Source organism: Aeromonas sp. FDAARGOS 1406 (assembly GCF_019048565.1).
In the GTDB taxonomy this organism is placed as follows: Bacteria; Pseudomonadota; Gammaproteobacteria; order Enterobacterales; family Aeromonadaceae; genus Aeromonas; species Aeromonas caviae.
Window position 1 is genome coordinate 3,348,139 of the sequence record NZ_CP077378.1, and the last position, 12,323, is coordinate 3,360,461.

The following is a 12,323-nucleotide window of genomic DNA, read 5'->3' on the forward strand; positions in this document are numbered from 1 at the left end:
AGCCCAGGCTCCCCTTTGTCATTTTCGGGGTTGGGTGTAGCGGGCTAAGGAGATGGCCCTGGCTGCCGATAACAGAAGGCAGCAGGAGATCCCTATGATAAAACCAAGAACCCTCATCGCCATTATCGGTGTGTGCAGCTTCCCTTTGCAGGGTGCGGAGCCCACCTCGGCCGCTGCGCAACCCCAGTCGGCGGCGGTCACGGCCGCTCCCGTCCCGACGCCCTCGGCGGCCTTGCCATCGACCGCCCCGGTCCCAACACCGGTTGCGGAGCCCTCGGCCAGTCCGGCCACAGCACCGACGCCCTCGGCGGCCTTGCCATCGACCGCCCCGGTCCCAGCACCGGTTGCGGAGTCCTCGGCCAGTGTGGCCACAGCTCCCATGCCCTCGGCGGCCTTGCCATCGACCGCCCCGGTCCCAGCACCGGTTGCGGAGTCCTCGGCCAGTGTGGCCACAGCTCCCATGCCGTCAACCGCGGTGCCGGCCGCTGCCGCCCCCGTGGCATCTGCCCCGGCCCCGGCGCCGCTGCCCAGGGCGACGACGCAGGCATCCGCTGCTGCGGGAGAGTTGCAGGCCGTGCCGCTCTATCGCCAGGACGAACTGCTCAACTGGATAGAGCAGGGGCGCCATCTGGCCCGGGTGAAGCAGGACAGGTGCCAGCTCACCCAGGATATCGAGGCGAGGGCCTCGGTGATGAAGATCCCTGCCTATCAGTTCCTCTGGGGAGACATGCTGGCCTGGGGAGTTTGCACCAAGCCGGATGCCCAGATCGGGGTGCAGTACATGTGGGAGGCCGCCAACCAGGGGCTGGCGCCGGCGCTGGAACAGCTTGGCCGCTATTACTGGAAGGGGATCCTGGTCCAGAAGGATCTGGTGCGGGCCGAGACCCTGATGCGGGAAGCCGCGAGCCTCGGCTTCTTGCGGGCACAGATGGAGTGGGTGGAGATGTTGCTGCAGGGCATGGGGAGTCCCCTGGATTATGAGGAGGCGTATCACTGGCTGCACGGCGCCGTCATCGGCGACAAGGCCATGCACCAGAAGGCGGCGAGCCTGCTCAGCCGGCTCGGCAACCGGATGCCCGCCAATGCCATCGCCCGTGCCAAGGCGATGCACTGAGTTCTGGTAGCCCGCTTTGATATTACAAGGCCCACGAAGCTGTGCTTGTGGGCCTTGTGCATTTTCCCGGTCAGGGGAGGGATCAGAGGCCCTGATGGGGGCCGAAGACCTCGTAGTGCATCCGCTCGGCAGGCACGCCCACATTCTCCAACTGAGCTTTGACTGCCTTCATGAACGGGACAGGGCCGCAGAAATAGTAGTGGGCGTCGGCCGGAATGAGGTCGGTGACCTGCTCCAGTGCCAGAGTGCCGCTGAAGTCGTAATCCTCTCCTTTGACATCCTGCTCCCCCGGCTCCCGATACCAGATCCGGCTCTCCAGTTTCCCGTGTTGCCTGCTCTTTGCCCGGATCTCGTCCCTGAACGCGTGGTGGGCGCCGTGTTCGCAGGCGTGAAGCCAGCGAATATCCACATCCGGGCCCTCGGCCAGCAAGTGGTTGAGCATGCTCAGCATGGGGGTGAGGCCGACCCCGGCGGAGATCAGCACCACGGGCGTGTCTGTCTCCTCTTGCAGGAAGAAGTCGCCGGCCGGCGGCATGATGTCGACCGTGTCACCGATGTGAAGATGATCATGCAACAGGTTGGAGGCCTGACCCCTGGGTTCGCGCTTGACGCTGATGCGGTAGTCGCGGCCATTGGGGGCGTCCGAGAGGGAATACTGGCGGATCTCCTGATGCTCGAGGGCGGGATGAACCAGCTTGATACTGAGATATTGCCCCGGTTTGAAACGCAACACGGGGTTGCCATCGAGGGGGGCCAGGACGAAAGAGGTGATGAGTTCACTCTCCTGACGCTTCTCCTTGATGATGAAAGGACGGGTTCCCTGCCAACCACCGTCCTGGCTTGTCTTCTCCCGATAGAGCTCGCTCTCCCGGCCGATAAAGATGTCGGCCAGCACACCGTACGCCTTGCCCCAGGCGGTAAGTACCTCCTCCGTGACAGCGTTGCCACCCATTTCTTTGAGCGTGGCCAAGAGATGACTACCCACAATGTGATATTGTTCCGGCTGGATCAGGAAACCCGTGTGTTTGTGGGCGATGCGTTCAACGGCTCCGGCCAGGGCCCCCAGATTGTCGATGTTTCTGGCATAGGCCGCCACCGCACTGAACAGTGCCAAGGGCTGTCCCCCGCTACGCTGGTGAGCCAGGTTGAAGAGATCCTTCAACTCGGGATTGTGGCTGAACATGCGCTGATAAAAGTGCCGTGTGAGGTCAGGGCCCGCCGATTCGAGCAAAGGAATGGTGCTCTTGATGACGGCGATGGTGGCTTGGTCTAACATAGGAGGTCCTTTCTAATTGAACATCTGGAATGTCACTTATTAAGTTGCATCCTAAATGTTTAATTGATCTGGATCAATCATCAATTCTTCGCGCTAGGCGCTACAGGCACTATGAGACTAACGAGCTATACCGATTTTGGATTGAGAGCCCTGCTCTATCTGGCCACCCTGCCGGAGGGGGAACTGTCGAGCGTGGCCAAGGTATCCGCCTTGTACGACGTATCCCGCAACCACATGGTGAAGGTGGTGAACCAGTTGGTAAAACTGGGCTATCTGCAGTCCCAGCGTGGCAAGAATGGTGGCATCCGCATGGCGCGCTCCCCCGACGAGATCAATATCGGGCAAGTGATCCGGGCATTGGAAGGCAATCTGGACGGGATCGACTGCAGCTCCCCGGTCTGCCATATCGTCTCCGTCTGTCTGCTCAAGAGTGCCTTGAAGGAGGCGATGAACGCCTTCCTCGCGGTGATGGATGGCTATACGCTGCAGGATTTGCTGGCAAACCGTGACGAGTTGCAGCAGGTGTTCGGTGAGCTCATCCCCACTCTGGTGCTGGAGCCGGATGACGAGAGCGAGTGAAACAAAAAGGCTGCCATCGGCACAATGCTGTTCAGATAAGCACTTTTTTGACTGATTATTCATAAATTGGATTTGAGTTGAGGGGGCAAGGCTGTGTCCAGTCGATCTTCCTCCAGCCTTTATCCAGCGGGGCTTGCAATAGAAAGAGGGAGGCATCATGCCTCCCTCGCTTTTTTGTCCTGATACTACGTGGACTGGAACTCAAATTCTCTTAAGTGAACAGCATTGCCCGCATGGCGGGCAATGCTGTTCAGATAAGCACTTTTTTGACTGATTATTCATAAATTGGATTTGAGTTGAGGGGGCAAGGCTGTGTCCAGTCGATCTTCCTCCAGCCTTTATCCAGCGGGGCTTGCAATAGAAAGAGGGAGGCATCATGCCTCCCTCGCTTTTTTGTCCTGATACTACGTGGACTGGAACTCAAATTCTCTTAAGTGAACAGCATTGCCCGCATGGCGGGCAATGCTGTTCAGATAAGCACATTTTTGACTAATTATTCATAAATGCGACTTGAGTTGGGGGAGCAAGGCTGTTTCCAGTCGATGTTCCTTCAGCCTTTATCCAGCGGGGCTTGCAATAGAAAGAGGGAGGCATCATGCCTCCCTCGCTTTTTTGTCCTGATACTACGTGGACTGGAACTCAAATTCTCTTAAGTGAACAGCATTGCCCGCATGGCGGGCAATGCTGTTCAGATAAGCACATTTTTGACTAATTATTCATAAATGCGACTTGAGTTGGGGGAGCAAGGCTGTTTCCAGTCGATGTTCCTTCAGCCTTTATCCAGCGTGGCTTGCAATAGAAAGAGGGAGGCATCATGCCTCCCTCATTTTTTTAGCCCTGATACTACGTGGACTGGAACTCAAATTCTCTTAAGTGAACAGCATTGTGCCATCGGCAGCCTTTTTTCAGGTTCTTCGCGGGATCCTGGGAAAGTGGATGTTGACAGACAGGGTGCTGGTAAACTGGTTGTCGCCAAACACACCACCACCATCACCCTGCTGTCGCCGTGCATCATATTGATATTACCTCCTTCTGGCCAGGTTATACCGTCATCGCCCAAGCGCTTTCTGCCAACCATCACACCCTGTTTACCCTTGAGCCTCGCGCCGACTTCTTGCCCCGTTGTCGCCGATGCCTGCAACCCACGCCATTGATCCACGACCAACGTATCCGCCGGGTGCGTGAGCGAGACCTATTTGACCGACAAGTCTGGTTACAACTGCCTGTTCGCCGCGTCGACTGTCTGCGCTGTGGTCGCGTCAGTGAACATATCGACTGGCTCCCCTCTGGCTCCCGCCTCACCCGGCGCATGCAGTGCTGGATTGAAGCGCTCGTTCAGTACCTCCCCATCCGCCATGTCAGCCAGCTCACCGGGGTCGGTTGGCACACCATCAAGGAGATCGACAAGCGCCGTTTGCAGACTAGTGTGGGCACCATCGAACTTGGGGAGGTGCGGCGGCTGGTGATGGATGAGTTTGCCCTGCACAAGGGACACCGCTATGCCACCGTGATCATGGATGCCGAGCGAACCCGCGTCCTGTGGGTGGGGCACGGCAACAGTCGGGCCGCTATCCGTCCCTTCTTCGAGCAGCTCGGCGAGCGATGCCAGCAGATTGAGGCGGTGGCGATGGACATGAACACGGCGTTCGACCTGGAGGTGAAGCAACACTGCCCGCAGGCGGAGGTGGTCTACGACCTGTTCCACGTGGTGGCTCGCTATGGCCGAGAGGTGGTGGACCGGGTGCGAGTGGAGCAGGCGAATGCACTGAAAAGCGATAAACCGGCGCGAAAAGTGGTCAAAAGTGCGCGTTGGTTGCTGCTACGTAATCGGGCGAAGCTGAGTGAAAAACAGGATGTGAAGTTGCAGGAGCTGTTGGCGGCGAATCAACCGCTGGCGATGGTGTACGTGCTGAAAGAGGCGTTGAAGGGCATCTGGTATGCGCCGAGCGTGTGGGAAGGATGGCGACGATGGCGGAGCTGGATGCGGCAGGTGAAGGAAAGCGGGCTAGCGCCGCTGCAACGATTTGGTCGAAATTTATCGAAATATATGCGGGGGATCCTGGCGAGTGCAAACTACCCGATGCACACGAGTGTGCTGGAAGGGGTGAACAACAAGATCAAAGTGATAAAGCGCATGGCATATGGATTTAGGGACTCAGAATACTTTTTTCTGAAAATCAAGGCGGCCTTCCCCGGAAAGCCGCGATGAACCTTTTTTCAATCCTCGTACTCTGAATCGTCCCGGTACAGGTGCGGCATGATCCTCGCCATCTTCACCATGTTGTTCTCCACTTCGAGAATCTCGATAGGGTAGCCCGCCAGCCTGACACTGATGTTGGGTTGGGGGATCTCCTCAAGGTACTCCAGGATGGCGCCATTGAGGGTCCGTGGGCCGTCCATGGGCAGGTGCCAGTCCATCTCCTTGTTCAGCTCGCGGATGCTGGCGGAGCCTTCGACCAGGAAGGAGCCGTCCGGCTGGGGATGGATCTCGTCACTCGGGGTCGGTGTCATGGAGGTGGTGAAGTCACCGACAATCTCTTCCAGGATGTCGTCCAGGGTGATCAGCCCCTGAATATCGCCATATTCGTCGACGATAAGGCCAATTCGCTCCTTGTTGCGCTGGAACTTGGCCAACTGCACGTTGAGGGGGGTCCCCTGGGGGATGAAATAGATGGGGTCGACTTCCCGAAGCAGGCTGGACTTGCTGAACTGATCCCGGGCGACCAGTCTCAGGGCGTCCCGTGAGTGCAGGAAGCCGACGACGTCATCGATGTTGTCGCGATAGAGCAGGATCTTGGTATGGGCGCAGTGGGCCAGCTGGCGCAGTATGATCTTCCAGTCGTCATTGATGTCGATGGCGGAGATCTCGCTGCGCGGGACCATGATGTTCTCCACCGTCATCTTGTCGAGATCCAGGATGCTTATCAGCATCTCCTGGTGGTGCTTGGGAATGAGATTGCCCGCCTCGTTGACGATGGTGCGCAGCTCTTCGGAATTGAGGGAGTCATCCTTGTTGTGCTCTAGACGCAAGAGTTTCAGCAGCAGGTTCGTGATGCTGTTGATGAGCCAGACAAGGGGAGCGAACGGCACCATCAGCCCCTTGAGGATCCAGGAGGCAGGGTAGGCTATCCGCTCGGGGAACATGGCCGCCAGTGTCTTGGGGGTGACTTCCCCGAATACCAGTACCACCAGGGTCAGCCCGAAGGTGGCAATGGCGACGCCGAGATCCCCGAACAGCCGGATGCAGACGATGGTCGCGATGGCGGAGGCCAGGATGTTGACCAGATTGTTGCCGATGAGAATGAGGCCAAGCAGGCGGTCCGGCCTAGCCAGCAGCTTCTCGACACGGCGGGCAGCTTTGTGCTTGGTCTGGGCCAGATGCCGCAGCTTGTAGCGGTTGAGCGACATCAGACCGGTTTCGGAACTGGAGAAGAAGGCTGACAAAAGGATCAAGATAACGAGAACAATCAGCAATGTACTCGTTGAGATACTGTCCAAGAAGGGCTCCTGTAAGGATGGTTGGGGAATGTTCGTGCGTCAGCTAAGCAGCACTTCCTTGACGAAGCGGCTGCCAAAATAGGCCAGTGTCAGGATGAAGCTGCCGATGAGGCTCAGCATGATGACCTTGCGGCCGCGCCAGCCACGGGTATGGTGACCCCAGAGCAGCAGAGCGTAGACGCACCAGGCCAGGATAGAGAGGATGGCCTTGTGGGACTTGCCCTGGGCAAACATGTCTTCCAGGAAGAACAGGCCGGATGCGATGGAGAGAGTCAGCAGCAGCAGACCTGCGGAAATGAGCTGAAACAGGCGTTTCTCCACCGTCATCAGGGGTGGCATGGCTGGCAGGTGGCTGATCTTTCTGGATTTCAGTTGCCTGTCCAGGCAGGCAAGCTGGAGGGCAAACAAGCAGGCGATCATCAGTACCGAATAGGCCATCAGCGCGAGGCCTATGTGCAGCAGTAACTGGGGGTGCGCTTCCAGATGGGTGATGTAGCGCCCGGGAATGAGCGCGCTGGCTGCCAGCAGCAGGGCTGAAAAACTGTAGACGACGGGCAGCAGGATCCAGCCGTTGAAGCGTCGGGTGACGCAGGTCATGAAGCAACTGATGATAAGGCTGACCAGGGACGCCACGTTCAACATGCTGAGATTCTGGCCGGAATGGGTGGCCAGCACTTCGCTGCCCACCGCCATGCCATGGGCGGTCAGGGCCAGGCCGACACAGGCGAACAGCGATACTTGCCCGACGGGCTTGGCGCTGAGCAGCAGGTGCAGTGAGGCGATGATGGCCAGCAGGTAAAACGCCAGGGCCAGAACAGAGATCACGATCATAACCAGGTCGTTGTCAAACAAGCTTTATGGATAAGAGGGGCAGTATACCTTGCACAAGATATGCTCGCCAGTTGTGCCAGAGGCTAACTGCCCACATATAAGTAGGCGTTGATGGTCACCGTGCGGCGAATAATCGTCCTCCGGCGTTGACTGGGGTATACTGCCCTCCATTTGTTGACCTGCCCGTTCGATGGCAGGCCGCCGCGGCAAGCGGCGAGTAATCGTCCCTAGAGTGCTGACCGGGGTATAATGCCCCCAGTGTCACGCCAAAAACCGGAAAGCGTCATGTTTGAGAATTTGACTGAACGACTCTCGCGCACCCTGCGCAACGTCAGCGGCCGCGGCCGTCTGACCGAAGAGAACATCAAGGATACCCTGCGCGAAGTCCGCATGGCGTTGCTCGAGGCGGACGTCGCCCTGCCGGTGGTGCGCGATTTCGTGGCGCGCGTCAAGGAACGTGCCGTGGGCCAGGAAGTGGCCAAATCCCTGAGTCCGGGCCAGGCCTTCATCAAGATAGTCCATGGCGAACTGGTCACCGTGATGGGGGAGGCCAACGAACAGCTCAACCTGGCTGCCCAGCCGCCGGCCATCATCCTGATGGCAGGTCTTCAGGGGGCCGGTAAGACCACTACGGTCGGCAAACTGGCCAAACTGCTCAAGGAGCGCAGCAAGAAAAAGGTGCTGGTGGTCAGTGCGGACGTCTACCGTCCGGCGGCGATCAAGCAGCTTGAGACCCTTGCGGGCGACATCGGTGTCGACTTCTTCCCGAGTGATGCCAGCCAGAAACCGATCGCCATTGCCACTGCCGCCATCGATCAAGCGCGCAAGAAGTTCTATGACGTGGTGATCGTCGATACTGCCGGTCGTCTGCACGTCGATGGCGAAATGATGGCGGAGATCCAGGATCTGCACGCCACCATCAAGCCGGTCGAAACCCTGTTCGTGGTGGATGCCATGACAGGCCAGGATGCTGCCAATACCGCCAAGGCCTTCAACGAAGCGCTGCCGCTCACCGGTGTGATCCTTACCAAGGCAGACGGTGATGCCCGCGGTGGTGCCGCACTGTCGGTGCGTCACATCACCGGTAAACCGGTCAAGTTCATCGGTATGGGCGAGAAGACCGACGCGCTGGAGCCGTTCCACCCGGATCGTCTCGCCTCCCGCATCCTCGGCATGGGGGATGTGCTCTCTCTCATCGAAGAGGTGGAGCGCAACGTCGATAAAGAGAAGGCGGCCAAGCTGGCCAGCAAGGTCAAGAGCGGCAAGGGCTTCGACCTGGAAGACTTCCGTGAGCAGCTGGCCCAGATGCGCAACATGGGTGGCATGATGGGGATGCTCGACAAGCTGCCCGGCATGTCCGGCCTGCCGGACAACATCAAGGATCAGATGGATGACAAGCTCACCGTGCGGATGGAGGCCATTATCAGCTCCATGACGCCGAAAGAGCGTGCCCATCCCGATCTCATCAAGGGCTCCCGCAAGCGCCGCATCGCTGCGGGCTCCGGCATGCAGGTCCAGGATGTGAACAAGCTGCTCAAGCAGTTCACCGAGATGCAGCGCATGATGAAGAAGATGTCCGGCAAGGGCGGCATGCGCAAGATGATGGGCCAGATGAAGAACATGCTGCCCCCCGGATTCGGTGGTGGCAGTCGCGGTCCGTTCTGATTTTCCTGCTGGTCAGGCAGAAAGGCTCACCCTGGTGAGCCTTTTTCATGCCAATCCCTGCGCAAAAAATAGCTGGCTTGGTTGCAATTATTACGAATCCAAGTAGAATTACGCGGCTTATTTTAAGCTAGGGTCTGCGTATTTGCAGGCCTTGTTCATTAGATGTTTATGAGGACGATATGGTAACCATTCGTTTACAACGTGGTGGCGCGAAAAAGCGTCCGTTCTACCAGGTAGTAGTTGCTGACAGCCGTAACGCCCGTGACGGTCGTTTCATCGAGCGCGTCGGTTTCTTCAACCCGGTTGCTGCTGGTAACGCTGAAAAGCTGAACCTGGACCTGGCTCGTATCGAGCATTGGGTTGCTACTGGTGCCGCTGTTTCTGACCGCGTTGCCAAGCTGATCAAAGACGCTGCCAAAGCTGCTTAATCAGCCAAACGGTAGGGAGTTAAGGTGGAAAAACCTGTAGTTCTGGGCACCCTGGGGACCGTTTACGGAATCAAGGGCTGGCTTAAAGTGAACTCCTTCACCGATGTTGCCGAAGCGATTTTCGATTACAACCCCTGGCTGATCAATCAGAACGGGGCGTGGCGTGAAATCCGGGTGTCATCCTGGAAGCGTCACAACAAGGGTCTGATCTGCAAACTCGATGGTATCGATGTGCGTGAGGATGCCCTGGCATTGACCAACGTCGAGATTGGCGTCCCCGCCGATCTGTTGCCTGCGTTGCCCGAAGGGGAGTTCTACTGGCGTGACCTCATTGGTTGCACCGTGGTAACCACCAAGGGATACGACCTGGGCAAGGTGACCGAATTGATGGAAACCGGCTCCAACGATGTGTTGGTGGTTGAGGCCAATGTAAAAGATGCCTTTGGTGCAAAGGAGCGGTTGATACCGTTCCTGGAAGAGCAGGTGATCAAGAATATTGATCTGACTGCTCGAACAATCGAAGTTGATTGGGATCCTGGTTTCTAGTTTCCCGCGCTAACACGGGTGCCGGAGGTTTCTTATGTGGATTGGGGTCATTAGCCTCTTCCCGGAAATGTTCCGAGCCATTACCGAGCACGGGGTAACGGGTCGGGCCGTCAAGAGTGGCCTGCTGCAGATTGAGTGCTGGAACCCTCGGGACTTCACCCACGACAAACACCGTACGGTCGATGATCGTCCTTATGGTGGTGGGCCCGGCATGTTGATGATGGTTCAGCCGCTGCGTGATGCCATTCATGCAGCCAAGCAAGCGGCGGGAGACGGGGCGAAAGTCATCTATCTCTCTCCTCAGGGACGCAAGCTGACTCAAGCGGGCGTGACCGAGTTGGCGACGAATCAGAAACTGATTCTGGTCGCCGGTCGATACGAAGGTATCGATGAGCGCGTGATACAAACCGAAGTCGACGAAGAGTGGTCTATCGGAGATTACGTGTTAAGTGGTGGCGAGTTGCCTGCCATGACCCTGATCGATGCGGTTTCGCGTCTGGTCCCGGGGGTCTTGGGTGATCAGGCCAGTGCCGAGCAGGACTCCTTCACGGATGGGCTGCTGGATCATCCCCACTATACTCGGCCGGAGGTGTTGGATGGGCTGACGGTGCCCGAGGCGCTGACAAGCGGCAATCACGAAGTGATTCGGCGCTGGCGACTCAAGCAATCGCTCGGACGAACCTGGCAGAGAAGGCCGGAACTTATTAACAACCTAGCTCTGACTGACGAGCAAGAATCACTTCTTGCCGAGTATGTCCGCGAAGTGCGTGACAGCGTTAAGTAGAGTTTTCAGTTTATCCTAGGTAAGGAAAGACAATGAGCAAGATTATTCAGCAGCTTGAACAAGAGCAACTGCGTACCGACATCCCGGCTTTTGCCCAGGGCGACACCGTACGTGTTCAAGTTCGTGTTAAAGAAGGTGGTAAAGAGCGTCTGCAGGCTTTCGAAGGCATCGTGATTGCCAAGCGTAACCGCGGTCTGCACTCTGCTTTCACCGTTCGCAAGATCTCCAACGGCGAAGGTGTTGAGCGTGTATTCCAGACTCACTCTCCGCTGATCCACAGTGTAGAACTGAAGCGTCGTGGTGATGTTCGCCGCGCCAAACTGTACTACCTGCGCAACCTGTCCGGCAAAGCTGCTCGTATCAAAGAGAAGCTCAACTAATTCGATTCGAATTGGTGTCGGTATGTCGGCGAAAAGCTCGACAGGTAGTGAAAAGGCTCGCCATTGGCGAGCCTTTTTTGTATCCGCTTTCGGGTGTTCCAGCTCAACCTGGCTGGCTGACCCGCACCACCGAGTTGTCACGCCCGAAGGGGCCAGGCACGTAGTCGTCCGCCTCCCAGTCGTTGTCATAAAGGGTTTTACCATCGGGTTGCACTAGCTGATAGCAATACTCGAAATGGCTGGGGCCATCGGTCGGCAGGTTGAGTGTCGCCTTGAACTCCCCGTTTTTCATCCTCTTCAGTTCAATGGGCTGCCACTGGCTGAATTCACCCAGCAGCAAGACCTGCTCGGCATCACCGGCGGCCTCCTTTTCGACGGCAAAGGTCACCTTGACCTCGGGACGCGATTTGAGGAATTGCTTGTTGATCGGCATATGGACTCCTTGTCACTGGTTGCGAAGAAAGTAGCGCTGGTTATTTTTATGTCACTTTATGACAAGGATGTTGATAAGCAGGATCAAAGGGGGAGGGCAAAATGGCGCTGCAGGAGCTGATGGGTGAACTCGATCTTGAGGTAGAAGCCCCGTGGTAGCGTCATGATGGGTTGGCCATTGCGGCCGATGGCGCGGGTCAGCGCCTTGCTGTTGGCCGCCTTGGGGCGCAGCTGCAATACCTGGCCGTGGCGGGCGCTGATCTGCTCCACTTCCCCCAGCACTATCATGTCCATCAGCTCTTCCCAGTCCTGGCGCAGCAGTCCTTCTTCCTCTTCATTCGGGCTCCATAGCAGCGGCATGCCGACGCGACGGTCGCCGACAGGGATGTCGCGGCTGCCTTCCACCGGGATCCAGAGCACCCGCGACAGCTTGTTGCGCACGTTCGACTCCTCCCAGCGCTGGCCGCTGACCCCGATGAGGGGGGCCACGCAGACAAAGGTGGTTTCCAGCGGGCGCCCTTGAGGATCGACGGGGATCGTCTTGAGCTCGATACCGAGATCCGGAAAATCCTGCTCCGGTCGGCTGCCCGCGCTGGCCCCCAGCTGCCACTCGATCAACTGCCCTGTCCAGCCCTTGTCACGTCTGAGATCCCGCGGTACGGGGATGCCTGCCGTTGCGGCAAGCTGGGCCAGAGTGAAGCCAGCCATGGCGTAGGCTCGACTTAGCAGCTCTTGTTCTGACTGGGGATTGGCAGGCATGAGGGCTCCTCTGGAGATAATAGACATCGCA

14 protein-coding genes are annotated in these 12,323 nt (G+C 57.9%); 8 read left to right on the top strand and 6 right to left on the bottom strand.

The genetic code is table 11. The features are described 5' to 3' along the window. Positions 1–18 precede the first annotated feature (18 nt). Positions 19–462 carry a hypothetical protein gene (locus I6L36_RS15895; RefSeq protein WP_119197003.1) on the bottom strand — a complete coding sequence of 148 codons (444 nt, stop codon included), beginning with the start codon at positions 460–462 and terminating at the stop codon, positions 19–21. Here I6L36_RS15895 and I6L36_RS15900 point away from each other — a divergent pair. Next, complete coding sequence (locus tag I6L36_RS15900) at positions 461–1,114, top strand: tetratricopeptide repeat protein (protein WP_223931817.1); 654 nt, start codon at positions 461–463, stop codon at positions 1,112–1,114. The genes I6L36_RS15895 and I6L36_RS15900 overlap by 2 nt on opposite strands. An 82-nt stretch (positions 1,115–1,196) precedes the next feature. On the opposite strand, the gene hmpA is transcribed toward I6L36_RS15900, so the two are convergent. Continuing rightward, positions 1,197–2,390, bottom strand: a complete 1,194-nt coding sequence (gene hmpA / locus I6L36_RS15905) for an NO-inducible flavohemoprotein (RefSeq protein ID WP_109113234.1) — start codon at positions 2,388–2,390, stop codon at positions 1,197–1,199. Between the two features lie 111 nt (positions 2,391–2,501). Between hmpA and I6L36_RS15910 the strand changes: the two genes are divergently transcribed. Both I6L36_RS15910 and I6L36_RS15915 read left to right on the top strand, forming a co-directional pair. Further along, positions 2,502–2,969, top strand: coding sequence for an Rrf2 family transcriptional regulator (locus I6L36_RS15910; protein ID WP_039039978.1), 468 nt, complete (start codon positions 2,502–2,504; stop codon positions 2,967–2,969). A 1,006-nt stretch (positions 2,970–3,975) separates the two neighbouring features. Beyond that, positions 3,976–5,178: an ISL3-like element ISAeme19 family transposase gene (locus I6L36_RS15915; RefSeq protein ID WP_080988673.1), complete on the top strand. Its 1,203-nt coding sequence runs from the start codon at positions 3,976–3,978 to the stop codon at positions 5,176–5,178. An 8-nt stretch (positions 5,179–5,186) separates the two neighbouring features. Here the strand turns inward: I6L36_RS15915 and I6L36_RS15920 are convergent, their stop codons facing one another. Further along, positions 5,187–6,467 (bottom strand): HlyC/CorC family transporter, encoded by a 1,281-nt coding sequence (locus I6L36_RS15920; protein ID WP_109111808.1) that lies wholly within the window; start codon positions 6,465–6,467, stop codon positions 5,187–5,189. A 39-nt stretch (positions 6,468–6,506) separates the two neighbouring features. Then, a complete protein-coding gene (gene ccsA / locus I6L36_RS15925) occupies positions 6,507–7,298 on the bottom strand; it encodes an inner membrane protein YpjD (RefSeq protein WP_039040017.1) in 792 nt (263 codons plus the stop codon). Positions 7,299–7,583: 285 nt separating this feature from the next. On the opposite strand from ccsA, the gene ffh reads away from it, so the two are divergent. The 5 genes from ffh (at position 7,584) to rplS (ending at position 11,101) form a co-directional block, all read left to right on the top strand. After that, on the top strand, positions 7,584–8,963 hold the full coding sequence (gene ffh / locus I6L36_RS15930; RefSeq protein WP_104455239.1) for a signal recognition particle protein: 1,380 nt from the start codon (positions 7,584–7,586) through the stop codon (positions 8,961–8,963). Positions 8,964–9,142: 179 nt separating this feature from the next. After that, entirely contained in the window at positions 9,143–9,391 is a 249-nt protein-coding gene (gene rpsP, locus I6L36_RS15935) for a 30S ribosomal protein S16 (protein WP_010673084.1), read from the top strand. A 24-nt stretch (positions 9,392–9,415) separates the two neighbouring features. Beyond that, positions 9,416–9,937, top strand: a complete 522-nt coding sequence (rimM, locus tag I6L36_RS15940) for a ribosome maturation factor RimM (protein ID WP_039039979.1) — start codon at positions 9,416–9,418, stop codon at positions 9,935–9,937. A 34-nt stretch (positions 9,938–9,971) separates the two neighbouring features. Continuing rightward, positions 9,972–10,721: a tRNA (guanosine(37)-N1)-methyltransferase TrmD gene (trmD, locus tag I6L36_RS15945; RefSeq protein WP_010673086.1), complete on the top strand. Its 750-nt coding sequence runs from the start codon at positions 9,972–9,974 to the stop codon at positions 10,719–10,721. Positions 10,722–10,753: 32 nt separating this feature from the next. Continuing rightward, on the top strand, positions 10,754–11,101 hold the full coding sequence (gene rplS / locus I6L36_RS15950) for a 50S ribosomal protein L19 (protein ID WP_005313505.1): 348 nt from the start codon (positions 10,754–10,756) through the stop codon (positions 11,099–11,101). A 103-nt stretch (positions 11,102–11,204) separates the two neighbouring features. Here the strand turns inward: rplS and I6L36_RS15955 are convergent, their stop codons facing one another. Next, positions 11,205–11,534, bottom strand: a complete 330-nt coding sequence (locus I6L36_RS15955) for an isoamylase early set domain-containing protein (protein WP_109111807.1) — start codon at positions 11,532–11,534, stop codon at positions 11,205–11,207. 83 nt (positions 11,535–11,617) lie between these two features. After that, complete coding sequence (gene mutH / locus I6L36_RS15960) at positions 11,618–12,292, bottom strand: DNA mismatch repair endonuclease MutH (RefSeq protein ID WP_042014896.1); 675 nt, start codon at positions 12,290–12,292, stop codon at positions 11,618–11,620. Between the last annotated feature and the right edge of the window lie 31 nt (positions 12,293–12,323).

Coding starts and splice junctions, on each gene's coding strand:
- I6L36_RS15900 (WP_223931817.1), top strand. CDS start 461: ATGCCGTCAACCGCGGTGCCGGCCGCTGCCGCCCCCGTGGCATCTGCC.
- I6L36_RS15895 (WP_119197003.1), bottom strand. CDS start 462: ATGGGAGCTGTGGCCACACTGGCCGAGGACTCCGCAACCGGTGCTGGG.
- hmpA (WP_109113234.1), bottom strand. CDS start 2,390: ATGTTAGACCAAGCCACCATCGCCGTCATCAAGAGCACCATTCCTTTG.
- I6L36_RS15910 (WP_039039978.1), top strand. CDS start 2,502: ATGAGACTAACGAGCTATACCGATTTTGGATTGAGAGCCCTGCTCTAT.
- ccsA (WP_039040017.1), bottom strand. CDS start 7,298: ATGATCGTGATCTCTGTTCTGGCCCTGGCGTTTTACCTGCTGGCCATC.
- ffh (WP_104455239.1), top strand. CDS start 7,584: ATGTTTGAGAATTTGACTGAACGACTCTCGCGCACCCTGCGCAACGTC.
- rpsP (WP_010673084.1), top strand. CDS start 9,143: ATGGTAACCATTCGTTTACAACGTGGTGGCGCGAAAAAGCGTCCGTTC.
- trmD (WP_010673086.1), top strand. CDS start 9,972: ATGTGGATTGGGGTCATTAGCCTCTTCCCGGAAATGTTCCGAGCCATT.
- rplS (WP_005313505.1), top strand. CDS start 10,754: ATGAGCAAGATTATTCAGCAGCTTGAACAAGAGCAACTGCGTACCGAC.
- I6L36_RS15955 (WP_109111807.1), bottom strand. CDS start 11,534: ATGCCGATCAACAAGCAATTCCTCAAATCGCGTCCCGAGGTCAAGGTG.
- mutH (WP_042014896.1), bottom strand. CDS start 12,292: ATGCCTGCCAATCCCCAGTCAGAACAAGAGCTGCTAAGTCGAGCCTAC.